At 62.6% G+C, this 26,942-nt stretch carries 25 protein-coding genes and 3 pseudogenes; 13 read left to right on the top strand and 15 right to left on the bottom strand.

Going from position 1 to position 26,942, the window contains the following annotated elements:
• Positions 1-78: 78 nt before the first annotated feature.
• Genes K7H91_RS13610 through K7H91_RS13595 form a run of 4 tightly spaced genes read left to right on the top strand, consistent with a single transcriptional unit; the run spans position 79 to position 5,265 of the window.
• Entirely contained in the window at positions 79-1,731 is a 1,653-nt protein-coding gene (locus tag K7H91_RS13610; RefSeq protein WP_230720811.1) for a hypothetical protein, read from the top strand.
• On the top strand, positions 1,731-2,768 hold the full coding sequence (locus K7H91_RS13605) for a Gfo/Idh/MocA family protein (RefSeq protein ID WP_230720810.1): 1,038 nt from the start codon (positions 1,731-1,733) through the stop codon (positions 2,766-2,768). Before K7H91_RS13610 ends, K7H91_RS13605 begins: the two co-directional genes overlap by 1 nt.
• Positions 2,765-3,940, top strand: coding sequence for a ribulose-bisphosphate carboxylase large subunit family protein (locus K7H91_RS13600; protein ID WP_230720809.1), 1,176 nt, complete (start codon positions 2,765-2,767; stop codon positions 3,938-3,940). Before K7H91_RS13605 ends, K7H91_RS13600 begins: the two co-directional genes overlap by 4 nt.
• A complete protein-coding gene (locus K7H91_RS13595; protein WP_230720808.1) occupies positions 3,937-5,265 on the top strand; it encodes a four-carbon acid sugar kinase family protein in 1,329 nt (442 codons plus the stop codon). The genes K7H91_RS13600 and K7H91_RS13595 overlap by 4 nt, the downstream gene beginning before the upstream one ends.
• A gap of 191 nt (positions 5,266-5,456) precedes the next feature.
• Here K7H91_RS13595 and K7H91_RS13590 read toward each other — a convergent pair whose 3' ends face one another.
• Entirely contained in the window at positions 5,457-6,452 is a 996-nt protein-coding gene (locus K7H91_RS13590) for an ABC transporter substrate-binding protein (protein WP_230720807.1), read from the bottom strand.
• A 150-nt stretch (positions 6,453-6,602) separates the two neighbouring features.
• Here K7H91_RS13590 and K7H91_RS13585 point away from each other — a divergent pair, with 150 nt between their 5' ends.
• The 6 genes from K7H91_RS13585 (at position 6,603) to K7H91_RS13560 (ending at position 11,859) form a co-directional block, all read left to right on the top strand.
• Complete coding sequence (locus K7H91_RS13585) at positions 6,603-7,265, top strand: TetR/AcrR family transcriptional regulator (RefSeq protein WP_230720806.1); 663 nt, start codon at positions 6,603-6,605, stop codon at positions 7,263-7,265.
• Between the two features lie 67 nt (positions 7,266-7,332).
• A complete protein-coding gene (locus K7H91_RS13580) occupies positions 7,333-8,145 on the top strand; it encodes an ABC transporter permease (protein WP_230720805.1) in 813 nt (270 codons plus the stop codon).
• Positions 8,142-9,206: an NAD-dependent epimerase/dehydratase family protein gene (locus K7H91_RS13575; RefSeq protein WP_230720804.1), complete on the top strand. Its 1,065-nt coding sequence runs from the start codon at positions 8,142-8,144 to the stop codon at positions 9,204-9,206. The genes K7H91_RS13580 and K7H91_RS13575 overlap by 4 nt, the downstream gene beginning before the upstream one ends.
• The gene (locus tag K7H91_RS13570; RefSeq protein ID WP_230720803.1) at positions 9,193-10,020 is read left to right on the top strand and encodes a GNAT family N-acetyltransferase; all 828 of its coding nucleotides are present in this window, start codon (positions 9,193-9,195) and stop codon (positions 10,018-10,020) included. Before K7H91_RS13575 ends, K7H91_RS13570 begins: the two co-directional genes overlap by 14 nt.
• 10 nt (positions 10,021-10,030) lie before the next feature.
• Positions 10,031-11,095: a dihydrodipicolinate synthase family protein gene (locus tag K7H91_RS13565; protein WP_230720802.1), complete on the top strand. Its 1,065-nt coding sequence runs from the start codon at positions 10,031-10,033 to the stop codon at positions 11,093-11,095.
• Entirely contained in the window at positions 11,092-11,859 is a 768-nt protein-coding gene (locus K7H91_RS13560; protein ID WP_230720801.1) for an ABC transporter ATP-binding protein, read from the top strand. Before K7H91_RS13565 ends, K7H91_RS13560 begins: the two co-directional genes overlap by 4 nt.
• A 38-nt stretch (positions 11,860-11,897) precedes the next feature.
• Here the strand turns inward: K7H91_RS13560 and K7H91_RS25690 are convergent, their stop codons facing one another.
• The 7 genes and pseudogenes from K7H91_RS25690 to K7H91_RS13530 form a co-directional block, all read right to left on the bottom strand.
• Complete coding sequence (locus K7H91_RS25690) at positions 11,898-12,176, bottom strand: hypothetical protein (protein WP_330166008.1); 279 nt, start codon at positions 12,174-12,176, stop codon at positions 11,898-11,900.
• Positions 12,177-12,264: 88 nt separating this feature from the next.
• Positions 12,265-12,483: pseudogene (locus K7H91_RS25685) on the bottom strand (lactate racemase domain-containing protein); the annotation flags it as partial.
• Between the two features lie 47 nt (positions 12,484-12,530).
• A pseudogene (locus tag K7H91_RS13550) lies at positions 12,531-13,377 on the bottom strand (fumarylacetoacetate hydrolase family protein).
• 113 nt (positions 13,378-13,490) lie between these two features.
• Entirely contained in the window at positions 13,491-14,252 is a 762-nt protein-coding gene (locus tag K7H91_RS13545) for an SDR family oxidoreductase (protein WP_230720799.1), read from the bottom strand.
• A 74-nt stretch (positions 14,253-14,326) separates the two neighbouring features.
• Entirely contained in the window at positions 14,327-14,875 is a 549-nt protein-coding gene (locus K7H91_RS13540; protein WP_330166005.1) for an enolase C-terminal domain-like protein, read from the bottom strand.
• A gap of 19 nt (positions 14,876-14,894) precedes the next feature.
• Positions 14,895-15,860, bottom strand: a complete 966-nt coding sequence (locus K7H91_RS13535) for an aldo/keto reductase (RefSeq protein WP_230720798.1) — start codon at positions 15,858-15,860, stop codon at positions 14,895-14,897.
• Entirely contained in the window at positions 15,857-16,966 is a 1,110-nt protein-coding gene (locus K7H91_RS13530) for a mannitol dehydrogenase family protein (protein WP_230720797.1), read from the bottom strand. Before K7H91_RS13530 ends, K7H91_RS13535 begins: the two co-directional genes overlap by 4 nt.
• Before the next feature lie 72 nt (positions 16,967-17,038).
• On the opposite strand from K7H91_RS13530, the gene K7H91_RS13525 reads away from it, so the two are divergent.
• Positions 17,039-17,866, top strand: coding sequence for an amidohydrolase family protein (locus K7H91_RS13525; RefSeq protein ID WP_230720796.1), 828 nt, complete (start codon positions 17,039-17,041; stop codon positions 17,864-17,866).
• Positions 17,867-17,891: 25 nt separating this feature from the next.
• On the opposite strand, the gene K7H91_RS13520 is transcribed toward K7H91_RS13525, so the two are convergent.
• From K7H91_RS13520 to K7H91_RS13495, 6 genes are all read right to left on the bottom strand, one after another.
• A complete protein-coding gene (locus K7H91_RS13520; protein WP_230720795.1) occupies positions 17,892-18,881 on the bottom strand; it encodes a DUF4432 family protein in 990 nt (329 codons plus the stop codon).
• A 55-nt stretch (positions 18,882-18,936) separates the two neighbouring features.
• Positions 18,937-20,433: a UxaA family hydrolase gene (locus K7H91_RS13515; protein WP_230720794.1), complete on the bottom strand. Its 1,497-nt coding sequence runs from the start codon at positions 20,431-20,433 to the stop codon at positions 18,937-18,939.
• Positions 20,430-21,464: a zinc-binding alcohol dehydrogenase family protein gene (locus tag K7H91_RS13510; RefSeq protein WP_230720793.1), complete on the bottom strand. Its 1,035-nt coding sequence runs from the start codon at positions 21,462-21,464 to the stop codon at positions 20,430-20,432. The genes K7H91_RS13515 and K7H91_RS13510 overlap by 4 nt, the downstream gene beginning before the upstream one ends.
• Entirely contained in the window at positions 21,461-22,231 is a 771-nt protein-coding gene (locus K7H91_RS13505) for an ATP-binding cassette domain-containing protein (RefSeq protein ID WP_230720792.1), read from the bottom strand. Before K7H91_RS13505 ends, K7H91_RS13510 begins: the two co-directional genes overlap by 4 nt.
• A 74-nt stretch (positions 22,232-22,305) precedes the next feature.
• Positions 22,306-23,250 carry an ABC transporter substrate-binding protein gene (locus tag K7H91_RS13500; protein ID WP_230720791.1) on the bottom strand — a complete coding sequence of 315 codons (945 nt, stop codon included), beginning with the start codon at positions 23,248-23,250 and terminating at the stop codon, positions 22,306-22,308.
• A 36-nt stretch (positions 23,251-23,286) separates the two neighbouring features.
• On the bottom strand, positions 23,287-24,312 hold the full coding sequence (locus tag K7H91_RS13495; protein WP_230720790.1) for an ABC transporter permease: 1,026 nt from the start codon (positions 24,310-24,312) through the stop codon (positions 23,287-23,289).
• 130 nt (positions 24,313-24,442) lie between these two features.
• Here K7H91_RS13495 and K7H91_RS13490 point away from each other — a divergent pair, with 130 nt between their 5' ends.
• Positions 24,443-25,345: a GntR family transcriptional regulator gene (locus K7H91_RS13490; RefSeq protein ID WP_230720789.1), complete on the top strand. Its 903-nt coding sequence runs from the start codon at positions 24,443-24,445 to the stop codon at positions 25,343-25,345.
• A gap of 86 nt (positions 25,346-25,431) precedes the next feature.
• Here the strand turns inward: K7H91_RS13490 and K7H91_RS13485 are convergent.
• Positions 25,432-25,683: pseudogene (locus tag K7H91_RS13485) on the bottom strand (ABC transporter permease); the annotation flags it as partial.
• Positions 25,684-25,877: 194 nt separating this feature from the next.
• On the opposite strand from K7H91_RS13485, the gene K7H91_RS13480 reads away from it, so the two are divergent.
• Positions 25,878-26,924, top strand: a complete 1,047-nt coding sequence (locus K7H91_RS13480) for a LacI family DNA-binding transcriptional regulator (protein ID WP_230720788.1) — start codon at positions 25,878-25,880, stop codon at positions 26,922-26,924.
• Positions 26,925-26,942 lie beyond the last annotated feature (18 nt).

Raw genomic sequence — 26,942 nt, 5'->3', positions numbered from 1 at the left:
TATACCAGTATGCCAGTAATGCAACAAAAAAGTCGGTCAGGCTGCGCCGAAACGAAATTCGAGGAAACGGTCCGCATCATGAAGGACATTGAAATTAATACCGAAAACGGCATTCTCGGCGCCGTTTTCGGCGAAACCGGACTGACATCGCTGGTGTTCGACGGCGTTGAGGTCCTGCGCGGGCTGAGCGCGCCAGTCCGCGATCCTTCCTGGGGCACCATGAAGGAGGATGGCATCGCCACCAGCCTCGTGAAGACGGAAGGCGGGTGGCTTTACACTCGCACCGCCAGGCTTGCGGACGGCCAAGCCCGACAGGAAATGACGATCCGGCTCGAGAGCGAGGGCAATGGCTTCTCGGTCACCGCCCGCTTCCGGCTGCAAGCCGAGCACGGCTTTGCCACCAACCGGGCCGGCTTCTGCCTCCTGCATCCGCTCGCAGGCCTGAGGGGGGCGCCGCTGCACCTGAAACATTCCGATGGCCGCGAAACCGCTACCCATTTTCCGGCCCTGATCGCGCCTGCCCAACCCGCGCGCGACATAGCCGCCATGGAACACAGGATCGGCGCGATTGCCTGCAGCTACCGGTTTTCCGGTGAGGTCTTCGAGATGGAGGATCAGCGCAACTGGAGCGATGCCAGCTACAAGACCTATTGCCGCCCCCTGTCCCTGCCGGTTCCGGTGAGGCTTGAGGCCGGGGAGCGGATCGAGCAGGAAGTATTCATTACCCTTTCGCGCAATGGGTCGAGCGATCCGGCGCAATCCGCGTCACAGAAACAGCAAACCGTCAGACTCCCGGAACTACTGCTGATCGCCGAGCCAGGCACTGTTGCTGCGCCGCCGGTCAAGCCTTCGGGTTGGCTGCTGCGTGAGGGACCGGACAACCCATTTTCCGATGACGCGCTTTCCGCCTTCTCCGACCTTTCGGGCGGTACGCCCTTTGATCTTGAATACATCACCGGGGACGATCCGGAAGCGGAGCTCGCCGCCTTTGCTGAACGGCTCTCGCGTCTCGGACTGGCCCCCCGTCATGTCATCGCTTTGCCGGACGCCTATCTCAAGAGCTATCAGCCGGAGGGGCCGTGGCCGGATCCTCCTACGCCGGAAGACGCTGTAAAGGCTGCGGCACGAGCCTTTCCAGCCGCGCGGATCGGAGCCGGTATGCTGACGCTTTTCACCGAACTGAACAGATGCCCGCCGCCGCAAGCGCTAGGCGACTACGTTACCTATGGCACCTCCGCGATCGTTCATGCGGCGGATACGGCAAGTGTTTTCCAGACATTGGAAGCCTTGCCCGACATCTTCGCCTCGGCAAAGGCACATGCCGGCAAGCGGCCCCAGCGGCTCGGACTGGTGGCGATCCCGATGCGATCAAACCCGTATGGCGCGGGTCTGGCCGACAATCCGGATGGCGGACCGAAAACCATGGCTGGCTTTGACGGCCGCCACTTTACCGGGGAAGGCGCGGCGTTTGCCGCCTGTGCGGTGCTGCTCGCGGCAGCTTGCGGCATCGAGGCGATGGCACTTGCGGCTCCGCGCGGTCCGCTTGGCCTCCATGATGCAAACGGCGAGCCCACCCCGCTTGCCGATATGATCGAGGCCCTTTCCCGCTTTGCGGGCGCTGCGACGGAGCTTGTCCAGCATGACGATGGCGCAATGACGCTCTGCGGATCCGTTGGCAGGCTGCATGTCGACCCTGCCACAAGACACGTCACATTCACGGAGGAAAACTGATGGCATCTTTCAAAGGAGCACTGATCGGCTGCGGCTTCTTTGCCCGAAACCACCTGCACGCCTGGCGCGGACTTGAAGAGGCCGAACTTGTTGCCGTCTGCGACCGTGATCGCGATCGCGCCGAGCAGGCGGCAAGGGAATTCGGCATCGCCGCCGTTTATGACGATGCGGAGGCTCTGTTTGCGGGCGAGAAACTCGATTTCGTCGATATCGCCACCTCCGCGCCCTCTCATCGCCCGCTGGTATCGCAGGCCGTGCAGCATGCGCAGACAGTAATCTGCCAGAAGCCGTTTGCCGAGACGCTGGAAGACGGGCAGGCGATGGTCGAGGCTGCCCGCGCGGCAGGCGCGACGCTGATCATTCACGAAAATTTCCGCTGGCAGAAACCGTTCGTAACGCTGAAGAAAATGGTCGATGAGGGCCGGATCGGCCCGCCGCAATTCGCCCGCTTTTCCTTCCGCCACGGCTTCGACAACTACGTCAACCAGCCCTATCTCGCCGAAATCGAGCGCTTCACGATCATGGATGTGGGGCTGCATCTGTTCGATCTCGCGCGCCATTTCATGGGCGATGTCACGCGGATTGCCTGCAACAGCCAGCGGCTCAATCCGAAGGTGCGCGGCGAGGATGCCTTCACCGCCATGCTGGTTCACGAGACCGGCACCACCACGATCTGCGACTGCTCGTTCCGCTCGGTGATCGATCCCGATCCGTTTCCGCGCACGCTCGCCTGGATCGAGGGCGAGGCGGGAACGCTGGCGCTGGCAACAGACGGTCAGCTGACGCTGCACACGAAGGACGGGCGGCAGGTGTTTGCCGAAGCCCCCGCAATTCCGGTCTGGGGTGAGGCCCCGTGGCATTTCGTCCAGGACAGCGTCATCCGTTTTCAGACCCACGCGATCGATGTGATGGCGGGCCGCGCCGCCGCGCAGCCTTCCGGCGCCGACAACCTCAAGACGCTGACGCTGGCGCTTTCGGCCTATGACGCGGCCGCAACCGGTTCCACCATTCACATCGACAAGGGAGATACGCTTTGAGCGATCGTATCGAAGCCGATTACATCATCGAAACGGCGGGCGAACCGGAAAAGGTCGCCGCCACCATGGCTGGCGAACAATCCTCCGGCACATTTACAAAAGTACCCGGGGAGACCCCGGAATTGCTGGAGCGCGCCGGAGCACGGGTTGAAAGCCTGGAAATCCTCGAAACCGTCGCCGAACCGTCGCTGCCGGGCGCGCGCCAAGGCGCATCGATCCGGCGCGCGCGCGTGACGCTGTCCTGGCCGATGGCAACCATCGGGCTTTCCGTGCCGCATCTGTCAATCGTGATCGGCGGCAATCTGTTCGAACTGAAGGACTTTTCCGGCCTGAGACTTGATGACATCCGCCTGCCGGAAGCCTTTCTCGCAGCCGGACCGGGGCCGCGTTTCGGCATCGAGGGTACGCGACGATTATCAGGCGTTTATGACCGGCCATTGATCGGCACGATCGTGAAGCCATCTGTCGGCTTCACGCCTGAACAGACGGCCGACCTTGCCGAAACCATGGCTGAGGCCGGGCTCGATTTCATCAAGGACGACGAGTTGCAGGCCGACGGCCCCGCCTGTCCCTTCGATGAGCGCGTGGATGCCGTGATGAGACGACTGAAACAGCATGCCGAGCGCACCGGCAAACTGCCGATGTTCGCCTTCAATATCACCGGCGAAGTGGACGACATGAAGCGGCGGCGCGATCATGTGCTCGAAGCCGGCGGTACATGCATCATGATGTCGCTCAATGCTGTCGGGCTTTCGGGCTTCATGGCGATTTCGCGCGACAGTGAGCTGCCGGTTCACGCCCACCGTGCCGGCTGGGGCGCGCTGAGCCGCCATCCGATGCTCGGCTGGTCGTTTCCGGCATGGTCGAAACTCTGGCGACTTGCCGGCGCGGACCATATCCATGTGAACGGCGTCGACAACAAGTTCTGCGAGAGCAATGAAAGCGTGATCCGCTCGGCCCGGTCCTGCCTGGAGCTGCTCGGCGCCTCGAAACCGGCGATCATCATGCCGGTATTTTCCTCCGGCCAGACCCCGAAACAGGTGCCCGAGACCTATCGCGCGCTCGGCTCGCGCGATCTGATCCACGCCGCGGGCGGCGGTATTCTCGGCCACCCCCGGGGGCCTGCCGCCGGCGTTGCAGAAATGCGGGCGGCCTGGGAGGCGGTAGCGTGACAGGGTTCGCGAATGACAGGCCGGTCTGCGCCTGGTATGGCGATGACTTCACCGGCACGCTCGCCGTGCTGGAAATCTTCGCCTTCGCCGGGTTTTCCGGCGCAGCCTACCTCAAGATGCCGACGCCGGATGAGATGCTTCGTTTCGAAGGGCTCGACGTCATCGGGCTTGCCGGTACGGCACGGGCGCAATCGCCCGAATGGATGGACGTAAATCTGCCGACGATCTATCGCTGGCTCGCTGCAACGGATGCTGAAATCGTGGCCTACAAGGCCTGTTCGACGCTCGATTCGGCCCCGGAAGTCGGCTCCATCGGCCGCGCCGCCGAACTGGGGCTGACGGCGTTTTCGCAATCCTCTGTCGACTGCGTTATCGCCTGCCCTTCCATGGGACGCTATCAGGTCTTCGGCAATCTGTTTGCGACCGGCCCGGACGGCGCAGTCCATCGTCTCGACCGCCACCCCGTGATGACCCGCCATCCCGTAACCCCTATGCACGAAGCCGATGTCGCACGCCATCTGGCCGCCCAGACCACGCTGCAGACCGTCAACGCTCATTCGGCGACGACACGACCGGCAATCGACGGCATCATCTGTTGCGATGCTTATGACGCTGCCGATATGGAAAGAACAGGCGCTGCGATCTGGGCCGGACGCCAGCAGCGGCGCTTCGTGATCGGCTCGCAAGGAGTTCAGGTCGCTCTCGCTGCCCATTTCCGAAAAAACGGCATGCTTGCACCGCCATCTGCGCCGCCGCAACCAGAACCGCGCCCGACGGTGGTGATTTCAGGCTCGGTGTCGCCGACAACGGCAGCGCAGATCGAGCATGCGCTTGCACATGGTTTCGAAGGCATCCGCATTCAGCCGGAAGAACTGCTGCCAGGATCGACCGAGGCCGCAGCGCAACGGGCGGCTGCGCGCGCGCGAGCCATTCTCGATCGGGGACGGTTGCCGATCATCTTCAGCGCCACCGGGCCGGATGACCCCGCGGTTGCAGCATTCGGCGAACTTGTGCGTCAGCAGGGTTTCACGCTCCCTCAGGCGCAGGAACATCTGGGCGAGGCGCTTGGGCAGGTAGCGCGCGTCGTCCTTGCGGAAACCGGGCTCGCCCGCGCCGTGATTGCCGGCGGCGATACCTCCGGGCGGATCATGACCGCCCTGGGCGGGCTCGCCGTTACCGCGCTTTATCCGGGCAACACCCCCGGCACATCGCTCTTCCGACTTGCGGCCGACAATGAACTCGACGGGCTGGAAGTGGCGCTGAAGGGCGGCCAGATGGGTTCCGTCGATGTGTTCAGGAGGCTGGCAGGGCAGAAGGTGCTCTGATCAGGACATCCGGCATACCTACATCAAACCTGCATCTCAAAGCCCTTTCGCGCATTACACGCCCAGAACCTCGGCACAAAAGCCGCATGACCGAGGCGCAGAAGCCCGCTCTGCGTCCCATGAGAATTCTTGCACCAGAGCTCGAAAATGAACGCTCGCCGGTAACCGTTCGTCGGGAGTGCAGAACGGCGCTATTCGTCGGTCATCTTGATGGATTCGTCTAGGAACTCGTTGGTGTAGACGGTTTCGACATCAAAGGGCTGCTTGAGATCGAAATAGGTCGAGACCATCGCATAGTCGGCATCCATGCGTTCCGGGCTGAAGGCGCCGAGTGCGACGGTGCGGGTGGTCTCGTCGCTCATCAGTTCCTTGATCCGGTTCCACTGGTCATTCTGGTTGTCACGATCGAGGCCCGAGACCGATGACAGCAGCGCATCGAGGCAGGGATCGACATTCTCGACGCAGGCCGCAAAGGCCTTCTGCGTCACTGCGGTGAACTTTGCGACAGTCTCCTCATGCTCGTCGAGGACGGTCGTGTTGACGATCACGGCGTTGCCATAGGGATTGACGCCGATATCGCGCCAGGCGACGAAGCCGAGATCATCGCCGAACTCGCGGACCTTGAGGTCGTGTTCGTTATAGAAATCGCTGGTGATGTCGATCGCGCCGCTCTTCAACGAGGTCAGCTTTGCCTGCGGCGAGACGTTGACGAACTTGACGGAGTCCGGCTCGATGCCAACGGTCTCGGCAAACAGCGGCCACATGATGCGCGAGGCGTCCGCCGGCGGGTTGCCGATCGAATGGCCGGGAAAATCCTCCGGACCGTTGATGCCGCTGCTCTTCAGCCAGTAGAAGCCCTGCGGCGAATTGGCATAGACCACCATGACGGCCACGACTTCCGCGCCCTCGCCGCGCCCCAGCAGCATGGTCGCGGTGTCGGCAACGCCGATCTCGGCCATGCCGGCGGCAACGCGCTGAACGGCCGCGCCCGAGCCGCGTCCGGCCTCGATTGTCAGGTCGATGCCGGCATCCTCATACCAGCCCTGCTCCTTGGCATAGAAATAGGGCGCGTGATCGGCGGTCGGCACCCAGTTCAGCACCATATTGACGTCTTCGGCGTGGGCGGCAAGCGGCGCGAGGAGCGCCGCGAGCGCCGTCGAGAGAATGAGAGATCTGCTGGGCATCATCAGTGAACTCCTGTGGTATAGCTCTTCAAAAGGGCGCGGCGGTGGCGCGAACCCGGCTCATCCGGGAAATTCCGGATAGCCAATAATAGGCACGGATGCTATTTTGGATCAATAACCAATCAACCAGTTGGTTACTTATGAGAGGAAGCAATGAATAAAGCCGACACAACGGCCCGGCCCGAGACAAGAAGACGTCCGCAAAAGCGCGACACTGCCGCCACCCGCCTTGCGCTGCTCCACGCCGCCGTCGCCGAGTTTACCGAATTCGGCTACGAGGGCGGCCGCGTCGACCGGATCGCAAAAAACGCCGGCGTCAACAAGCAACTCGTCTACCACCATTTCGGCAGCAAGGCCGATCTTTACCGGGCCACGCTTGAGGAGGTCTATCGCGAGATCCGCGAGCGCGAACAGCAGCTTCACCTGGACGAACTGGAACCGGAAGATGCGATGCGGGCCCTGATCGGCTTTTCCTTCGACTATCTCTCGGAACACCCGGAATTCGTGACGCTTCTGAACGATGAGAACCGGATGGAAGCCTATCACCTGAAGATGTCGGACAAGATCACCGACATGCATTCGCCACTCGTCCAGATCATCGAGGAGACGCTGGACAGGGGCGTGGCGGTGGGCATCTTCAACAACCGCTTCGATCCGGTCGACCTCTATCTGTCGATCGCCGGCCTTACCTTCTTCTACTTCGCCAACCGCCATACGCTTTCGGTAATCTTCAACCGGGACATGACCACGGCGCGGCATATGCAGCAGCGCCGCGCCCATATCATTGATTTCGTGTTGTCATCATTGCGCAATTAGTCAACCAACCAGTTGGTTGACAATTTCCATCTTCGAGGCTAATGTTTCCAGAAACCGGGGAGCGAAGATGGTTGCAGCAGCCGAAACCCAAACCGCAGAAGACGAGAGCGCCCGCCTGGAACGCCGCCAGCGAAACCGCCGTCGTCTGGTGGCCATCGTCTCGCATCTGGCGGCGCTTATCTTCTGGGAAGTTGCGGTGCGCGCCTTCGAAGTGCCGCGCTTCATCCTGCCGGCGCCGAGTGAAATCCTCGCCACCCTGCCATCCCCCCGTTACGACTGGATCGGCAACAGCTGGGTTACGGCGCTGGAGATCGGCGGCGGCTATCTGCTGGCGACCGTGCTCGGGGTGCTTTCGGCGCTCGCCTTCTCCTGGTCGCGGGGCCTGACCATGGCGCTTTTCCCATTGCTGGTCACGCTCAACATGATCCCGAAGGTGGCGCTTGGCCCGCTTGTGATCGTGTGGTTCAGCTACGGCATTTCGACCAATATCCTGATCACCTTCTCGCTCTGCTATTTCCCGATCCTTTTGACCACGGTGCGCGGCCTGCGCGAGGTCGAGCCGGATCTGCTCGATCTCGTCAAATCGCTGCGCGGGTCGCGGCTGCAGATGTTCATCTACATCCAGCTCCCCGGCGCCCTGCCCTATATCTTCTCCGGCATGAAGGTCGCCGCGATCCTTGCGGTCGCCGGCGCCGTCGTCGGCGAGTTCATCGCTTCCGACCGCGGCCTTGGCTACCTGATGATCCAGGTCCAGGCAGCGCTCGATACGCCCGCCATGTTCATGGCCGTCACCCTGATCACCCTGATCGGCATCGCGCTCTACATGGCGGTGATGGCCGTCGAGCACATGGTGCTTCCCAAAGATGCGAGGATGTCTTGAACGCGAACAACACCATAACCGCACCACTTCTCGATGCCGACAACCTGCCCGAGCGCTTTGACGATGTCGCGGCGCTGGAGGATTTCATCGCCCGTCCAAGCTCTGCCCTTGTCGCCGACCTCGACGTGATCGACGGCGACATCATGATCCTCGGCGCCGGCGGCAAGATGGGGCCGACGCTCGCCCGCCTTGCCCGCAACGCCGCCCCCAGCAAAAAAGTCTACGCCGTCGCCCGCTTCTCCGATCGGGATGCGAAAGAGAGCCTCGAGGCCCATGGGGTCGAGACGATTGCCTGCGACCTGATGGATCCCGAGGCCCTTGCAGCCTTGCCCAAGGCGAAGAACGTGATCTTCATGGCCGGCCGCAAGTTCGGCGCCGGCGGCAACCAGCCGCTGACCTGGGCAGTCAACACCTATATGCCCGCCGCCGTGGCGCAGGCGTTTTCCGGTTCGCGCATCGTCGCGTTTTCGACCGGTTGCGTCTATGCCTTCTCGCCGACGAACGGCATGGGTTCCGACGAGGACGATCCGCTCGATCCGCCCGGCGAATATGCCCAATCCTGCATCGGCCGCGAACGGATGTTCGAGCATTTTTCGGCCGTCAATGACACCCCAGGGCGTCTGTTCCGGCTGAACTACGCCATCGACCTGCGCTATGGCGTGCTGCACGACGTCGCGGTCAAGGTGCGCGATGGCTTGCCGGTCGATGTCACCATGGGCCATGTCAACGTGATCTGGCAGGGCGACGCCAACGCCATCGCGCTGCGCTGCCTGAAGGCAGCGACCCTGCCGACAAGCCCGATCAACGTCACCGGGCCGGAAATAATCTCGGTGCGCTGGCTGGCCGGCGTCTTCGGCCGCAAGCTCGGCCGCGAGCCCGTCATCACCGGCACGGAAGCGCCAAGCGCCTGGCTTTCCAACACCCGCCTTGCCAACGGCCTGTTCGGCTATCCGGACGTGCCGCTTGACCGGATGATCGACTGGACGGCCGACTGGGTGTCGCGCGAAATGCCGTCACACAACAAGCCGACCCATTTCGAGGCCCGCGATGGCGCCTACTGAAGCCATCCTTTCGGAAGACGATCTCGCGGGCGCCATGGCGCTTTCGGCGGAGGCCGGCTGGAACCAGACGGAGGACGACTGGCGGCTGTTCCTGCGCCATGGATCCGTGTTTGGCATTTTCGAGGGTGCGACCCTTGTGGCAAGTGCGGCGATTATGCCCTACGGCAAGGAATTTGCCTGGATCAGCATGGTGCTGACCCGGCAGGACCGGCGCGGAAACGGCTATGGCACGCGACTGCTGAAGCATTGCATTGCCGTTCTGGAAAGCGAAAACCGTACCGCGCTTCTTGATGCCACCCCGGCCGGCGAAGTGCTCTATCGCAAGCTCGGCTTTTCGCCGGTGGCGCGCTTTACGCGCTGGCAGGGCATTGGCGGCGGGCTATCGGCAGCCAGACAGGTCGACGATGCGCGCGAGCAGGCGATTGCGCTCGCCAATCGGGCCTTCGGCGCCGAACGCGAGCATCTGCTCTGCGATTTTGCCCGTCGCGCTCCGGCACTCTGCAGGTTCGACGCGGCAAAGGGCCTCGCAGGTTTTGGACGCGACGGTCGGCTGGCAACGCAGATCGGCCCCCTCGTCGGCCCCGCTGGCGCAATCGACGGCGCAGATGCCGAGGGCTTGCTGACCTCGCTCATCGACGCCATCCACGGACCTGTCTTTCTGGATCTTTCAGATCAGTGCCCGCGCCTTGCCGACCGGCTCGCGGCAAAGGGTTTCGAAAAACAACGCCCGCTCCTTCGGATGAAGCACGGCCGCTGGGCGCAGCCGCAAACCGATATCGGCACCGCCGTCATCGCCGGCCCGGAATTTGGATAGGACAGATACCATGGGACTTCACCGCACCGACCTGCCCGACGAGGTTCTCGCGATCCTGCAACGCGGCGCCGTCATTCCCGCCCATCCGCTGGCGCTCGATCAGAACCGGCAATTCGACCGCAGGCGGCAACGAGCGTTGACGCGCTACTATGTCGACGCCGGCTCGGGTGGGCTTGCCGTCGGCGTTCACACAACGCAGTTCGCGATCCGCGAGACCGGCCTTTACGAACCGGTGTTGCGCGCCGCCGCCGAGGATGCAGCCGCATGGACGAAGCGACCGCTTGTGATGGTCGCGGGCGTTGCCGGGCGAACGGAGCAGGCGGTGGCCGAAGCGCGGGTGGCCCGTGATCTCGGTTATCATGCCGTGCTTGTATCGATGGGCGCGCTGAAGGGTTTCGATCACGCTCAGCTCATCGCCCATTGCCGGGCGGTCGCCGACGAAATGCCGATCATCGGCTTCTACATGCAGTCAGCCGTCGGCGGCATCGATCTCGATGCGCGGTTCTGGCAGGACTTCGCATCGATCGATAATGCCGTCGCCATCAAGATGGCGCCGTTCAACCGCTACAAGACGCTCGACGTGATGAAGGGCGTCGTTGCCGCCGGCGCGGAAGACAGAATCACGTTCTATACCGGCAATGACGACCATATCGTCGCCGATCTGCTGACGCCGTTCGACATTCCGCGCGATGGCGGCATGGTGCGATTGAGGGTCCGCGGCGGGCTCCTCGGCCACTGGTCGGTGTGGACGCGCTCGGCTGTTCAACTCTTGGACCGCATCCACGCCGTCGCCGATTCCGGAAGCGCTCTGCCGCTCGACCTGGCAGCGCTCGATTCCCGTGTGACAGACTGCAACGCCGCCTTCTTCGACGTCGCCAACCATTTCCACGGCTGCATCGCCGGTTGCCACGAGGTGCTGCGCCGCCAGGGTCTTCTGGAAACCATCCTGTGCCTCGACCCCGAAGAAGGGCTGTCAAAGGGGCAGGCGGGCGAGATCGATCGCGTCTACGCGTCCCATCCCGATCTTGCCGACGACGCCTTTGTTGCCGAAAACCTTGAGAGGTGGCTCGCATGAACGCCGAACCCTTCATCCATCTGCAAAATGTCCGCAAGGTCTACCGCACCGGCGGCACCGAGCATGTCGCCGTCTCCGACGTGACGCTGGATATCGACGAGGGCGACCTTGTCTCCGTCGTCGGCCCGTCGGGTTGCGGCAAGACCACGGTGCTGAAAATCCTCGCCGGCCTTCACGGCGCGGATGGCGGCGTCGTCAAGATCGGCACGAGCACCGCCAATTTCGAGGAAGGGCGTGATGTCGGCATGGTGTTCCAGCAGCCGATGCTACTGAAGTGGCGTACCATCCGCGACAATGTCATCCTGCCGGCGCAGATCCTCGGACTGCCGCTGAAGGCCGCCCGCGAACGCGCCGACGACCTTCTGCAGATGGTCGGTCTCGGCCATGCCGGCGACAAGTATCCTTACGAACTTTCCGGTGGCATGCAGCAGCGCGCGGCCATCGCCCGCGCCCTGATCCACGATCCGAAACTGGTGCTGATGGACGAGCCGTTCGGCGCGCTGGACGCCATCACCCGTGAGAAGATGAACCTCGAAATGCTGCGCATCTGGGAAGAAAGCCGCAAGACCATCGTGTTCATCACTCATGGCATTCAGGAGGCGATCTTCCTCGGCTCGCATTGCGCGGTGCTGTCCTCGGGGCCTGCCCGCATGGCCGACTATTTCAGGATCGATCTCCCCAACCCGCGCACGCTCGACATCAAGACCAGCGACGCCTTCGGCGCCTATGTCAAGCGCGTCTATCGCCAGCTCGGCATGGATTGACCTTCATCCGGCTCAGACGCAGATCAGAACGATTTCACCTATCTGACCTCGGTTCCGCCTTCAACAAGCCGTTTCTTGATGATGCCGGTGACCTGCGGCCGTATCTCGACCCGCCGATAGGCCGCCACGCGCCCGGGAAAGGCGTCGATCAGGACCACGCGCTCCGGCTTAAGCGTCAGCGTGGTGACCTGCGCGGACCCTCCCGCATCGGCAGAGGGTTCTTGCCGCTGCGAAACCGCCTCGTGGCGGAAAATCAAAAACAATGCGAGGGCGGCGACGCCAACGATAGCGGCGATAAATGAAAGGCGATGCGACATGAAAGGCGTCCGGACTGGTGTTTGTCATCCGCACCTGACATGCGCCCCACAAAGGGTTCGGTTCCTTGCTTCGCTGTGGGCAACAAGGGCGGGTGATATCGCAAATCAGGATGCATGCGGATGTGCGGCCCTTTGCGAGTTCCGCAAGCGGCTGTGACGAAACCGGATGGCTCAGGGCTTCAATAACGGCTCTCTGAGGTTCGGACAGTTTGGCAAGCTGCTGCTTGCGAATGACTGAAGGCCGGGCCGTTTCGGGCAGGGTCACGTCCAGATGACCACGACCATAAGCGAGAGCAATCACGTTCATCCCGACAACTCCATCGTTTCACGCGGCCGAACGATCCACCCGACGGCTCACGCGGCGCCGACCGTAAGCTGCGTCTGCATGCCCAACCTCTCAATTCCGAGTCTGATCGTCTGGCCGGCCTTAAGATAGGTCGGCGGCTTCATGCCAAGGCCAACGCCCGGAGGGGTGCCCGTGGAAATGATGTCGCCGGATTGAAGGCTCATGAACTGCGATATGTAATGCACGAGGAATACCACGTCGAAGATCATCGTCCGGGTCGAGCCGTTCTGGCGCACCACGTCATCCACGGAAAGCCACATCTTGAGGTCCTGCGGATCGGCGACGTCATCCCGCGTGACCAGCCAGGGTCCGATCGGGCCAAAACTGTCGGCGGACTTGCCCTTGGTCCATTGACCGCCGCGCTCGGCCTGGAATTCCCGCTCCGAAACGTCGTTGATCACGCAATAGCCGGCAATGTGATTGATTGCGTCCTCCCGCGAGACATAGCGCGCCTCGTCGCCGATGACCACGCCGAGTTCCACCTCCCAATCCGTCTTCACGGATTTGCGCGGGATGATGACATTGTCGTTGGGGCCGGTGATCGCGCTCGTCGCCTTCATGAACAGGATCGGTTCTTCCGGGATCTCGGCGTTCGTCTCGGCAGCGTGATCGGCGTAATTCAAACCGACGCAAATAAACTTGCCTGTGCCGGCCACGCATGGTCCGTAGCGCTCCGGGTTTGCGACCAGCGGCAGGCTCTTCGGGGGCGATAGCCTGCAATTTTGCAATACCTGCATTCGTCAGATTTGCGCCGGCGACGTCGTCTATCTCGGCGCTGAGATCGCGCACCTGACCATCTTTGTCGATAATGCCGGGCTTTTCGGCGCCGGGCGTTCCGTATCGTACCAGTTTCATCTCAAGCCCTTCGACAGGTTGAAGCGGGCGGGGCTGCGGTTGTGAAATGCATCCAAGCCAAACGGTTGCGATCTCCGGCGAGAGTCGGCGTGAACCGACCGGAGAATAAGCGATCAGGCATTCGCCCAGCCTCCGTCGATGACGATCGCATTGCCAGTCATAAAAGCGGATTCGCCGCTGGCAAGATAGACGACCAGTTCGGCGACCTCTTCGGCCGTCCCTAGCCGCCCCATCGGCTGACGCGCGACAAAGGCGGCGCGGGCGGTTTCGTAATCGCCCTGGGCGCGCATGCGATCCTGCAGGGACGGGCTTTCAATGGTGCCTGGGCAGATGGCGTTGGCGCGAATGCCGTCGCCGATATAGTCAAGCGCCACCGATTTCGTCAGGCCGATCACGGCCGCTTTCGTGGTGCCATAAATGAAGCGGTTCGGTGCCGCCAGCACGGTCGAGGCCACCGACGCCATGTTGATGATCGAACCGCCGCCCTTCGCGATCATCCCCGGCAGGCAGGCCCGGATCATGCGATACATCGCCCGGACGTTCAGATTGACGGAGAAGTCGAATGCGTCCTCGTCGCAATCCAGGATCGCGCCGTGATGGACGTAGCCCGCGCAGTTGAACAGAATATCCGGTGGAGGCGTCTCAGCGGCGAAAGCTTTGATCTGCGCCGGGTCCAGCACATCGAGCCTGGCCGTCCGGACATTGGCATAACCGGCCAGACTCTCGAGCTTGGCCTCATCGATATCCGTCGCAAAGACCTGGGCGCCCTCGCGCACGAAGGCAAGCGCCGTGGCGCGCCCCATTCCCTGCCCTGCGGCGGTGACGACCGCAGTCTTGCCCTGCAACCTGCCGGCCCGACCGTTTTCGATAGACATGATTTTCCTTTCCTCCGCGCGCCGCCGAACGAATCCGGCCCGGTTGCTTTATCTTGACGTTGATCCGACGACACTCATCCGAAAACGGGCATCCCGGGATTATGTGGAGCAGCGCCCAGTTCGGAGCGCTGAAGGCGGCACGGCCGCGCCCATGTTCTGCGGGCGTCTTCGGACAGAACCAGCCCATGTCCCGGGTGGTCAGGCGCATAGATATAGCCATCGCGGATTTCGATCGGCGGCTCGACAAGATGATCGAAATTCTGGAACGAATACTCCAGCCATTCAACTTCCGGCAGCGCGACAGCCATATGAACCCCGATTTCGAGGAAGGTGTTACCGATTGTAACGGGCACGCCGATTTCGGCGGCGAGCCAGCCGATCCGCATGACATCGGTGACATGCGCATGGACATTTAACAGATCGGCGGCGAAGGCATCAAGCAGCAGGCGTTTGCCCGAGACATCAAGATATTCCCCGTCATCATCATGTTCGCCATCGTCCAGCGCGCGATGGTCTCCGACATCACCGCCGGCGCAGTGAAAAGATAAGTCATGGCTGGTCTCGAACTCAAAGGGGTCCGCAAGAGCTTCGGCGCGGCATGAATAGGGCCTTGAGAGCTTCATGTTTAGTCCCGGTCCGACGCTATGCCAGCAAGGCATCGGCGGCTGACGGCCATGGCGCTTCCGCCGCATCGAGATTGCGGTCGAGCGATGTGAGCTTCGCCGTGCCGATCAGCGCGGACGCTGCCTGCGGATGGGTAAGCGCGAAACGCAGGGCAGCCTGGGGCAGGGATACGCCCGCGGCCTTGGCGCGGCTCTCCAGTTCGCCAACCTTGGCGAGGATATCGTCCGGCGCGGGGCCGTAGTCGTAGTGCGCGCCTGGTACGGGTCCTGTAGCCAGAATACCGGAGTTGAAGATGCCGCCCAGCACGAGGCTTACCCCTTTGCTGCGGCAGAGCGGCACCAGTTCCGCTTCCGCCGACCGGTCGAGCAGAGTCAGGCGGCCCGCCAGCAGGATCACATCGATCTCCGTTTCGGCCATAATATCGATACAGACGCGGTTTTCGTTGACGCCGAGGCCGAAAGCGCCGATGCGGCCGGCCGCTTTGAGCGTCTGCAGCCGGTCGATGCCCGAGCCCATCAGGTCCGCCATGTGCCGGTCATTGTCATCGCCATGGGTGTAGGCGCCAATGTCGTGGACATAGACGATATCGATGCGCGTGGTGCCAAGCCGTTCGCAGCTCTGCTCGAAGGCCGCCTCGATGCCGTCGCCGGAATAGTCGTAGCGCACGGTGTTGGGCAGCGGCTCGACAAATCCATCGGCCTCGGCGACCGCAGGACCGGGCGACAGAAGCCGCCCGACCTTGGTGGACAATACGTAGTCGGTCCGCCCGCGCGTCTTGAGGAACCGGCCAAGCCGCTCTTCGGAAAGACCGCGCCCGTAATGCGGCGCGGTGTCGAAATAGCGGATGCCGCGTTCCCAGGCACGGGCGAGAACGGCCTCGGCCGTCTCATCCTCGACCTTGCGGAACAAATTGCCAAGGCCCGCGCAGCCGAAGGAAATGTCGGTGACCTCCACCGCCGTGCGGCCGATCCGGTTGGTTTTCATGCGCGTGCCTCCTCTTCGACAATCCGCCTCAGCCGCGGCTGATCGCCGGTGACGCCGAGCGCCCTGCCCCAGTCGATGAAAGCGCCAATGCGGCGTTGGGTCTTCTCGCCATGGTTCTGCGCGATATCCGAGAGCCGGTGCACCAGAAACGGATTGGCGAAACGTTCAAGCGTGGTTGCGACATAATCTTTGGCCTCATCGCCATAGCCGGCGGCAAGGAAGGTCGGCAGCACTTCCTTTTCGTAAAGGTCTGCCAGATCGGCGCGGATGGCCGCATCGGCGATTTCGTCGCGCACCAGCCGGTCCCGCTCGCCGCCGCGCGCCAGCCAGCGGGCGACCAGATAGGTATGGCCGAGATTGAGAATATGGAGCTTGAGCTTCTCGATACGCCCGAGATCGGGCACCAGTTGGATAGCGGGGTGCGTGCAGGGCAAGGTCAGGTTCGGGGCATCCTCGATGGCCCAGAGCGCATAGGGCTCGGCCACCGCGCCCGCCGGCTCCAGCGGCTCGGACACGATGCGATCGACCAGCGAATTGGCGAAAACCACGCTTTCGCTCACCCAGGCCGCGAAATCGGCCGATAGCGGGGCGGAAAGTTCCAGAACCCGCGCGCGCAGCGTCTCGCCATTGCGGGCGATCAGTTCAGCGGGCATGACCGTCAGCTTCTGTCCACCGGCCTGAAAGCGCGCGAACAAAAGCTGCGTCAGTTTCGCGGGATAGGACATGGCCTGCGAAAAACAAGGCAAGGCATCGTCGGCTTGCGGCTTCCAGCCCGCATCGCCGGTATTGGAAAGAATGACCTGCGCCTCCTCTACGGCGATGCGGACGATCTCCGGCCAGTCCGTTTCCGTGGTCAAGGCACGGGCAATCGCAGTGACGCGCACCTCCCGCTCGACCGGCACGCCATTCTCGATGCCCTTGACCAGCACCGGGTAGCCCCCGGGCGCGGCGAGCGCCTCAAGCCGTTTGCGTCGCGCCGGGTCGCCGCTTGATTGCACCACCGTCACCGGTCCCAGCGCCCGCCCCTCGGCCATCGCCTCGGAGATGAACAGATCGGCATGGGCTTGCAGAAACCGGCTGGTGCCGAATTGCAGGACGATTGACATGAACTCCTCCAGATCATTATTGTTCTTAATCATAACATACAATCTGTCAAGCGGCAGATCAGGGAGGACCGCATGATCGACGCGCATCAGCATTTCTGGACCCTTGGCCGAGGTGACTATCCATGGCCGAACGAGACCGTCGCGCCGATCTTCCGCGATTTTTCACCTGACGATCTCGCGCCACTTCTGGCACGGGCGGGCGTGGAGCAAACCGTTCTGGTGCAGGCCACCGATACGGCGGCGGAGACCGAATTCCTCCTCGATCTGGCGGAAAGACATGGCTTTATTGCCGGCGTCGTTGGCTGGGTGGACCTGTCCGCCGCCAATGCAATCGCGGAGATCGACCGGCTGCGGGCCAATCCCCGGCTCAAGGGTCTGCGGCCGATGTTGCAGAATATCGAAGACACCGACTGGATTGTGAGGGCCGACGTCCAACCCGCCCTTGCCCATATGGCCGAAACCGATCTGCGCTTCGACGCGCTGATCCAGCCGCGCCACCTGCCGGTCATTTCCGAGATCGCGCGCCGCCATCCCGGCCTGCAGATCGTGATCGACCACATCGCCAAGCCCAAGATGGGCGATGGCCGGAGGCCCGACAATGACTGGACGGATGGCATGCGGCGGCTTTCCGACTGCCCCAATCTTTGGTGCAAATTGTCCGGCATGATTACCGAAATCGGCCCCGAGTGGCAGCGCGCCGACATTGCCCCCTTTGCCGCGACCGTGCTCGACGCTTTCGGCCCGGAGCGAGTCATGTGGGGATCAGACTGGCCGGTCGTCAATCTGGCAGGCGAATACTTGCGCTGGCTGGAAACAGCATATGCATTGACCGCCAACAGAAGCGAGGCGGAGCGCGCCCAGATATTCGGCGAAACGGCGACCCAGTTCTATGGATTATAGAGCCTGACCGCCTGCGGAAAGGCGGTCACGAGGCCGCTTCTGCCTGTTCCATACCGAAGCGCATCTGAGCGCCTAAGCGCGCGCCAGGGGCGAGCATGATCGCCTGACCGTTTGCAAGGCCCGCCTTCCGGCCATCGGGCGGCGCGCTTGCCGGCAGCGAGAAACCCAGCGCCTGCCGATCAGCGCTGCGCGTCATCCAGCGCACCGAATACGGCAGCTCACTGGGCCGATGACGGACGAAATCGACCGATCCATCTTCATGAATTTGCCGGGCCTCGGCCCAGCCGTCCGCGTCTGCTGGCGGACGCATCGTCATCACCATTTCCGGCTCTACCCGCTGATCTTGCCCGATATGTCGGTGGTAGGCCGGATGGGCCGCTATCGCGTCGTGAAAAGCGCGCACATCCTCCGGCGCATCCGGGGCGAGTACGGCTCGGCGAAGGGCGATTTCGCCGCAATCATCGATCAGCCCGTCGGTAATCACCGCGCCATTAGCGGGCCGGAAGTTGATGTGGCCGAGATAAAAGAAAGGCAGAACCGATCCGCCCTTGTTTTCGACCTCGAAACCGACATCAAAGGCGCTTTCGCCGGCAGCAAGCCGCAAACGCGGCCGCATTTCGAAATAATGGCTGAAGGCGCGGCGCTCGGATGCAAGGCCGCTTAGTTCCACCCAGTCGCCCTCAGTGCCGGAGCCGAAGGCAAGTTGCGCGCGCTCATAGGGCATGTTGGGCAGCTCGCCATGCAGCGGGTGATCGTCTTCAGGACCGGGATTACCCATGGCCGTGCCGCCGCAGTGAAGAAAGAACGCGCCATAGGTGGCAAGATAGTCCCGCGTCGGCAGGGGTTGATCAAACCATGTCTGCATGGTCAGCCGGCGGCCACCGAATTCCGCATCCCATATCTGCTGGCCCTGAAAGGGCAAAAGCACGGTCCGGCCCGCGCCGTTTTCAATCTCGAGCGCGGCAACGCCGGCGGGATAGCGAAAGGCATGAACGACAATGTCGCCATGTCGCACCAGGAGCCTCCTCGTGGGAGCGAACATATCGTCATAAAGCTCGAACACGGGCATGCTACATTACCGCGCCGATCTGCCACGGAATGAATTCCACCCGGCCAAACCCTTGCGCCTCGCTCTTGGTCGGGCGTCCGGAGGCGACGTCGAGCATCATGCTGTAGATTTCCGCGCCCTTGTCGGCCAGCGGCACGCCGTCGATCACATCGCCGCAATTGATATCCATATCCTCGCCCATGCGCGCCCATAGATCGTTATTGGTGGCGATCTTGATGCAGGGCACCGGGCGATAGCCCGAAACCGAGCCGCGCCCGGTGGTGAACACGATCAGATTGGCGCCCGAGGCCACCTGGCCCGTCACCGAACACGGGTCGTAGCCGGGACTGTCCATGAACACGAAGCCATGCCGGTCGATGGGCTCGGCATATTTGTAGACCGCTTCGAGCGGCGCAGAGCCGCCCTTGGCGACCGCCCCGAGGGATTTTTCCAGAATGGTGGTCAGCCCGCCACGCTTGTTGCCCGGCGACGGGTTGTTGTCCATCTCGCCACCATTGCGGGCGCAGTAATCCTCCCACCAGGCGATGCGCTCCATCAAAGCTTCGGCGACCTCGGGCTTTGCCCTTCGGGTCAGAAGGTGTTCAGCGCCGTAGATTTCCGAGGTTTCCGACAGGATCGAGGTGCCGCCCTGCGCCACCACCATGTCCGAGGCGATGCCGAGCGCAGGATTGGCGGTAATGCCCGAAAGCCCGTCCGAACCGCCGCATTGCATGCCGATGACCAGGTGGTCTGCGGACACCGGCTCGCGGCTGGTCGCATTTGCCGTTTCGGCCAGTTCACGAAGAACCGGCAGCGCGGCCTCGACGGTCTTGCGCGTGCCGCCGGCATTCTGGATCGTCAGAAACTGGAAACGGCTTGGGTCGCGCAGCTCCTTTTTCGCGGCGAGGACGGGAAGCTGCATGACCTCGCAGCCGAGCCCGACCAGCAGGATCGCGCCGAAATTCGGATGCTGGGCGTAACCGGCCAGCGTGCGCATCAGCGTCTCGTAGCCCTCGCCCTGTCCGGCCATGCCACAGCCCGAACCATGGGCGATCGGCACCACGCCGTCGACATTTTCGAGGTCGGCCAGAAGGCCCGAGCGCTCAACCTCCTCGGCAATGAAATGGGCCACCGAGCCCGAACAGTTCACCGTCGTCAGAATGCCGATGAAATTGCGCGTGCCGACCCGGCCATCCGGACGCTTGTAGCCCATGAAGGTGTCACGCATCGGCGCCGACGCAATCGGCTGAATTTCCGAGGTGCCCGCATCGCCGCCGCGCTCCGTGCCGACACCGAGATTTTGCGTGTGCACATGGGCGCCGGCGGCGATATCGGCCGTCGCAACGCCGATGATCTGGCCGTATTTGCGCACGAACGCGCCTTCCGGAATGGCATCGAGCGCCATTTTGTGGCCGCGCGGGATTGCTTCGCTCGCGCCCGCCTCGCCCGGCTTCAGATCAACGAGCGCGATGCCGACATTGTCGTCGGGATGAAGCCGGAGAATCTGGGCGCCGCTCATGGCCGCACCACGGCCTTGATCAGCCCGCTGCGGTCCGAGGCGAGCGCGGCGAAGCGCTCCGGCAGGTCTGCCAGCGGCAGTTCGACCGAAAGGAGCGCATCGGTGTCGATGTCGCCGCCGCGGATCGCGTCCATCACCCGCATGAAATCGGATTTCAGCGCGTTGCGGCTGCCGATGATGCGGGTCTCGCGCTTGTGAAACTCCGCGTCATTGAAGGTGATGTCATCCTTGACCACGGAGACGAGCACATAGGTCGAGCCATGCGCCAGCAACGGGAACCCGGCCTCAATCGCGCGGGCCGAGCCGGTGGCGTCGAAGACGATGTCGAAGCCCGAGGCCAGGTCGCCGGTCAGGATGCCGGCCGGATCGCTGTCATTGTGCAGATGTTCAAAGCCGAATTTTTCCGCCGCCATGGCCAGGCGCTCCTTGCTCAGGTCGAGCAGATGCACATCTGCGCCCGCGAGCCGGGCAAACAGCGCAGCACCAATGCCGATCGGCCCTGCGCCGGTAACGAGCACCCGGTCGCCTTCCGCAATGCCCGAGCGCGCCACGGCATGGGCGCCGATGGACAGGAATTCCACCATTGCCGCCTGTATCTCGCTCAGCCCCTCGGCGGGATAGAGATTGCCTTCCGGCACCGCGATCCGCGCGCTCATGCCGCCATCGCGATGGACGCCGAGCACCTCGATCTTCTCGCAGCAGTTCGGCTTGCCGCGTTTGCAGGCGTGGCAGGCCCCGCAGGAGACATAAGGATTGACGACGACCAGATCGCCGGCCGCGAGCCCGGCGGCATCGGCAACCAGCCTGCCGCTCAGTTCATGACCGATGACGCGCGGGTAATTCAGATAGGGATGCTTGCCCTCGAAAATATGGTAGTCCGTGCCGCAGATGCCGACCGCGCAGATATCCACCAGCGCCCAGCCTTCCGGCGCTTCCGTCGGCAGCGGCGTCTCGCGCAGTTCGAAAAGGCCGGGTTCGACGCAGACGCCGCAGGTCATGGCGTCGGCATGCATTTTCTCTGGGCGTTTCATTGCAATTGTCCTTGGTTCCGGGGTGCCCAGTCCATGGGGAGTTCGCCCTTGATGATCAGGCTCAGAATATCGTCCTTGGTGACCTCCTCGATGCCGTGCGCGCCGACCTGTTCGCCCCGGTTCATCACGATGACGCGGTCGCAGAGGTCGAACACGTCATGCATGTCGTGACTGACGAGGAAGATGCCGATGCCCTCGTCGCGCAATTGCCGGATGAGATCGGCAACCATGGCGGATTCGGAAGGGCCGAGGGCGGCGGTGGGCTCATCCATGATCAGTATCTTCGCATTGAAATAAAGCGCGCGGCCGATGGCGATCACCTGTCGCTGCCCGCCCGAAAGGCGCGACACCGGATCGCCGAGATTGCGGAAATTCGGGTTAAGCCGGGCCAGCACCTTCTTGGCTTCCGCCATCATCCGCCGGTCATCGAGATTGCCCCAGCGGGTTTTCAGTTCTCGCCCGAGAAACAGATTGGCCGGCGCATCGAGATGGTCGGCGAGCGCCAGCGTCTGGTAGATGGTTTCGATGCCATGGCGGCGCGCATCATGCGGCGTCTCCAGCCTCACATCCTTTCCCTTGACGCGGATCGTCCCGCTGCTTGGAACCATGGCGCCGGAAAGGATGCGCATCAGGCAGGATTTGCCCGCCCCGTTATGCCCTAGAACCCCGACCACCTCGCCGGGAAAAAGATCGAGCGACACGCCGTTGACGGCGTTCACACCGCCGAAGTGCTTTTCGATGTCAATCATCTCAACAAGCGGGGTCATGGGACTTGTCCTGCGTCATCTTGCATGGGTAGATCGCGCGGGACGCCTGCGCGCCCCACGCGAATTAGTCAGTCTTAGTAAAGCACGTTCTGGGCTTCGTCGGAGTCGATATTGTCCTTGGTGACGAGCACGACGCCGGTATCGATCTGGGGCTCGACGGACTTGCCGTCGATCAGCTCCATGATCGCCTGGACGCCCTTTTCGCCCATCTGGAACGAGCCCTGCACCAGAATGGCGTTGAGCGTGCCGTCCTTGACGAAGTCCTGCAGGTCCTTGTTGCCGTCAAAGCCGATGGCGGCGACCTGTCCGGCCTTGCCGGCCTGCTTGATGGCCCGGCCCATGCCGACGGCAGTCGGCTCATTGGCGCCGAAAATGCCCTTCAGGTCCGGATTGGCGGCCAGAACGTCGGTGGTCTGGTTCAGCGCGGTCGCCATCTGCGACTGCGAGTAATAGGGACCGACGATCTCGATCTTGGAATCGGCCTTGATCTTGTCGACGAAGCAGCCGACGCGACCGATCTCCGAGCCGACGCCCGCCACATAGGACATCACGGCGACCTTGCCTTCGCCGCCCGTCAGTTCGATCATCCGGTCAGCAGCAAGCTCGCCGGCCGCGCAATTGTCGGTCGACAGGAAGGTCTGGTAGGTGCCCTTGCCGGCGTCCGAAAGCGCCGAGTCGATGATCGCGACCGGGATTCCGGATTCATTGGCCCGCTTGACGGCGGGCACCAGCGCATCCGGGTCGGACGGGGCCAGCACGATACCGGCAACGCCCTTGTTGACGGCGTTGTCGACCATGTTCACTTCCGCCGCGATATCGGACTCCGAAGCCGGACCGTCGAAGGTCATGGTGATGTCCGACTGGCCGTCAACGGCCGCCGAAGCGCCCTTGTTGACGTTCTGCCAGAAGTTGGAATTGGTCGTCTTGACGATGACCGCGATTTCCGCCGCGCTCGCCGTGGCAAACGGTACGGCGGCGATGGCACTGGCTGCAAGCACTGCTTTCAAAATCGTCTTCATGGTTTCTCCTCCCTTTAAAGACATGGATTGACTGGTTTATCGGCGGTTGCTGCGCAACTGGTCGATGAAGACGGCCAGGATGACGACAAAACCGATGATGATCTGCTGGATGAAGGCCGATACGCCGGACATGTTGAGCCCGTTGCGCAGCACGCCGATGATGAAGGCGCCGATCATGGTGCCCGAAATGCCGCCGACGCCGCCCATCAGCGAGGCGCCGCCGATCACCGCGGCGGCGATGGCGTCGAGCTCGTACATCACGCCTTCATTGGGCTGGGCGGTCACGAGGCGCGACATCAGGACGTTTCCGGCAACGCCCGCAAGCGCGCCGGACAGGACATAGGCGGCGATCTTGGTCGCATCGACATTGACGCCTGACAGCCGCGCCGCCTCCTCGTTGGAGCCGGTGGCGTAGATATGGCGGCCAAGCGCGCGCCGGCGCAAGAGATAGGCCCCGCAGATGGCGACGATCAGCAGCAGGATGGCCGGATAGGGAATGCCCGGAAACACCACCCTGGAGAGGCCGTTCGGCAGCTTTTCGACGTGGCGAAACAATGCGCCATTGCCGAGAACGCCAAACGCCTCGCCAAGCTGGGAAATCGGTGCGGCACCCGTCAGTTGCAGGGCCGTGCCGCGGGCGATCATCATCATGCCGAGCGTGGCGACGAAGGGCGTGATGCGCATCTTGGTGATGACGATGCCATTCACAAACCCGCATAATGCGCCCACCAACACTGCCGCCGACATGGCCACCGGCACCGGCAGGCCGGCCTTCACCATCAGCCCCGCGGCCGTGCCCGAAAGCGCCAGGACGGAACCGACCGAAAGATCGATGCCGCCGGTGATGATGACCATCGTCATACCGATACCGATCAGCCCGATCACCGAGGTCTGCAACAGCACCGTCAAGCCGTTATTGACCGACAGGAAGGCCGCATTGCCGAAAGCGAAAATCGCGATCAGCATCGCCAGCGTCATCAGGGCGGATAGCTGGTGAAACGTACCCGCGCTGATCCTGCCGATTCTTCCCAGGGGATGCGGCTCCTCCGCTGCCACCGACATAGGCTCCTCCGAATTCGGTGCAATATAATTAAGTACAAAACTATCCATGGAAACGCGGCTGTCAATTGTTTTTTATCATTGTCGACAAAACAAACCGCGTGCTAGAGTGGAAAAACGCGGAGAAACAGGCATGGCAAGAACTGACGAGCGTTTCCGGGAAGCCTATAACCAGCTTCTGGATTATTGCGCCGGCAGGCAGGCGGGCGATCAGTTGCCGGCCGAGCTGGCGCTGGCGCAACAGCTCGATGTCAGCCGCACTGTCGTGCGCTCCGCCCTCGAGCGACTCAATGCGGAAGGCCTCATCAGTTGGGAAGGCCGCTCGAAAACCCTGCTCAGGCTTCCCGAGGAGGCAGACAGGCTCGCGGTCCACTCCACCCAGCCCTCCGAGGATGAACTGGAGCGCCAGTTTCTCGACTGGGTCCTGCGCTTCGACGTGCCGCCCGGCACGGCGTTGAACGTGACGGAACTGTCGCGCAAGTTCGGCGTGCAGGCCTATGGGCTGCAGGAGTTTCTCGCCTCGCTGAGCCGTTTCGGGCTGGTGCGCCGGCGGCCCAGGGGCGGATGGGAACTGGTCGGCTTCACCCGTGATTTCGCGATCGAGCTTTCCGATTTCCGCACCATACTCGAACTCAACGCCGTCTCGCATCTCGTCGCCCTGCCGCCGTCCCATGGCATATGGAAACACCTCGAGGATCTGAGAAACGACCACATCCGGCTCGCCGAGGATATCGATCAGCGCTATCACGATTTCTCGCTGCTTGATGAACGCTTCCACACCGCCATCGGCAGCGTCGTGAAGAACCGTTTCGTCACCGAGTTCCAGAAGGTGATCACGCTCGTCTTCCACTACCACTATCAGTGGGACAAGAAGGACGAGCGCGACCGCAACCTCGCCGCGATCGGCGAGCATCTGCGGATCATCGACGCGCTGAAAGCGCGCGAGGAACAGGCTGCCCTGGCAGCGGCCCGCGACCACCTGAAGACGTCGAAACAGACGCTCCTATCCTCACTGCGCATTCACGCCTTGAGTTGAGAAACGCTACTTACAGGGGGCAGAGCACCTTTTGGTGCGATGCCGTCCTGTGTGGTCGGCGCATACCTGGCACGCGACGCCAGACCGGCTGCCCCCGTTGCAAGAGCGATGGCAACAAGTCCCGGCGTGCCGATCCCGAATTGCAGGGCAAAGCCCATTGCGGTGGAGGCAAGCGCGATGATCGCCTTTTCCGTGAAATTGAAGGTGGCATCCGACAAGGACCAGGGCGACAGGAAATAGGGCGACGCAAGCGAGTTGGCGATGAACCGCGCCACTGCCACCACCAGAAGCAGGCTCGGCCAGGAAAGGACCGCGCTGCGTAGCGGGCTGCCTAAAATCTTTCAAAGACTCATCGCGCCAATCGGCGTCAAACGCCTATGCTGTATTACAGTCCTAAGCCTGGTTCAGCTGGGAAGGAAACCGCGCTTGACAGCACCCCCATGCTGTGAAAATCTGATTGCGCAAACGATAAACCATTGAAGAGCAAACGATTGCTCAATGGAGTTCGCCCGTTTGCGTCGGGAGGATAAATTTGACGGAAAGTGTCTCCAAGCTGCAATCGACGGGCGCGTATCAGCGCAGCACGATCCGCGATGTCGCGGCGAAAGCAGATGTCAGTGCGACCACCGCCTCGCGGGCTCTGAACGGCACGGGGCGCATGTCTGACGAGACACGTGAGCGTGTGCGCGCTGCCGCTGCCGCGCTTGACTACCGGCCAAATTCGATTGCGCGTGGGCTTGTCCAACAGCGCTCGTTTACGCTTGGTCTTCTGACCAATGACACTTACGGCCGCTTTACGCTGCCTGTTGCCGCCGGGCTTTCGGCAGCGATGGCCGACCGCGGCGTCTCGGTTTTCCTGAGTGCGGGGGAATATGAGCCGGAGAGCTTGAAGCTTAATCTCGGCGCCATGGAGGAAAAGCGCGTCGATGGTCTTGTCATTACCGGAAAACGTATCGATCGCGGTCTTCCGATCGACCTGCCGCCGCTCGGCATGCCAGTGGTTTACGTCTATGCTTCCGCGCCCGAGGGGGCGGTCAGTTTCGTACCCGATGACATCAACGCGGCGAAGAATGCCGTCGACCATCTGATCGGGCTTGGACGGCGAAAGATCGCGCATATTACCGGCCCAAGGGCTTTCAAAGCCGCAAACCTGCGCGAAATGGGATGGCGTTCGGCCCTTGCTGGAGCGGGGCTCGAGCCCTTTGGCGATGCGATTTTCTCCGCTTGGACGGAGGCCCATGGCTACGACATGGCCCATGCGCTTATCGAGGCCGACGAGCGACCGGATGCGATCTTCTGCGGCAATGACCAGATCGCGCGCGGCGTCATCGACGCTTTCGCACAGATGGGTGTAGGTGTGCCGGACGATATTGCGATTGTCGGTTTCGATAACTGGGAGGTTTTTGCGAAGGCTACGCGTCCGCCTTTGACAACGGTCGACATGGGCCTTCCAGACCTTGGGAGAAGCGCAGGGCTCGCACTTCTGGACATGATCGACGGCAAGCCGGTGGAGCCTGGCATTCGCGAGACGCCCTGCACTCTTGTCGTCAGACAATCTTGCGGCGCCAAGATCGACTGAGCCTTGCGCCGGGAAACC

It is taken from the genome of Martelella mediterranea (genome assembly GCF_021021415.1).
GTDB classification, from domain to species: Bacteria; Pseudomonadota; Alphaproteobacteria; order Rhizobiales; family Rhizobiaceae; genus Martelella; species Martelella mediterranea_C.
The sequence above is the reverse complement of the archived record's forward strand: the minus strand, read 5'-3'. Positions and strand labels throughout refer to the sequence as shown.

Bases quoted from the DNA above. Each gene is read 5' to 3' on its own strand.
- K7H91_RS13610 (WP_230720811.1), top strand. From the start codon at position 79: ATGAAGGACATTGAAATTAATACCGAAAACGGCATTCTCGGCGCCGTT.
- K7H91_RS13605 (WP_230720810.1), top strand. From the start codon at position 1,731: ATGGCATCTTTCAAAGGAGCACTGATCGGCTGCGGCTTCTTTGCCCGA.
- K7H91_RS13590 (WP_230720807.1), bottom strand. From the start codon at position 6,452: ATGATGCCCAGCAGATCTCTCATTCTCTCGACGGCGCTCGCGGCGCTC.
- K7H91_RS13585 (WP_230720806.1), top strand. From the start codon at position 6,603: ATGAATAAAGCCGACACAACGGCCCGGCCCGAGACAAGAAGACGTCCG.
- K7H91_RS13580 (WP_230720805.1), top strand. From the start codon at position 7,333: ATGGTTGCAGCAGCCGAAACCCAAACCGCAGAAGACGAGAGCGCCCGC.
- K7H91_RS13570 (WP_230720803.1), top strand. From the start codon at position 9,193: ATGGCGCCTACTGAAGCCATCCTTTCGGAAGACGATCTCGCGGGCGCC.
- K7H91_RS13565 (WP_230720802.1), top strand. From the start codon at position 10,031: ATGGGACTTCACCGCACCGACCTGCCCGACGAGGTTCTCGCGATCCTG.
- K7H91_RS13560 (WP_230720801.1), top strand. From the start codon at position 11,092: ATGAACGCCGAACCCTTCATCCATCTGCAAAATGTCCGCAAGGTCTAC.
- K7H91_RS25690 (WP_330166008.1), bottom strand. From the start codon at position 12,176: ATGTCGCATCGCCTTTCATTTATCGCCGCTATCGTTGGCGTCGCCGCC.
- K7H91_RS13545 (WP_230720799.1), bottom strand. From the start codon at position 14,252: ATGTCTATCGAAAACGGTCGGGCCGGCAGGTTGCAGGGCAAGACTGCG.
- K7H91_RS13540 (WP_330166005.1), bottom strand. From the start codon at position 14,875: ATGAAGCTCTCAAGGCCCTATTCATGCCGCGCCGAAGCTCTTGCGGAC.
- K7H91_RS13535 (WP_230720798.1), bottom strand. From the start codon at position 15,860: ATGAAAACCAACCGGATCGGCCGCACGGCGGTGGAGGTCACCGACATT.
- K7H91_RS13530 (WP_230720797.1), bottom strand. From the start codon at position 16,966: ATGTCAATCGTCCTGCAATTCGGCACCAGCCGGTTTCTGCAAGCCCAT.
- K7H91_RS13525 (WP_230720796.1), top strand. From the start codon at position 17,039: ATGATCGACGCGCATCAGCATTTCTGGACCCTTGGCCGAGGTGACTAT.
- K7H91_RS13515 (WP_230720794.1), bottom strand. From the start codon at position 20,433: ATGAGCGGCGCCCAGATTCTCCGGCTTCATCCCGACGACAATGTCGGC.
- K7H91_RS13510 (WP_230720793.1), bottom strand. From the start codon at position 21,464: ATGAAACGCCCAGAGAAAATGCATGCCGACGCCATGACCTGCGGCGTC.
- K7H91_RS13505 (WP_230720792.1), bottom strand. From the start codon at position 22,231: ATGACCCCGCTTGTTGAGATGATTGACATCGAAAAGCACTTCGGCGGT.
- K7H91_RS13500 (WP_230720791.1), bottom strand. From the start codon at position 23,250: ATGAAGACGATTTTGAAAGCAGTGCTTGCAGCCAGTGCCATCGCCGCC.
- K7H91_RS13495 (WP_230720790.1), bottom strand. From the start codon at position 24,312: ATGTCGGTGGCAGCGGAGGAGCCGCATCCCCTGGGAAGAATCGGCAGG.
- K7H91_RS13490 (WP_230720789.1), top strand. From the start codon at position 24,443: ATGGCAAGAACTGACGAGCGTTTCCGGGAAGCCTATAACCAGCTTCTG.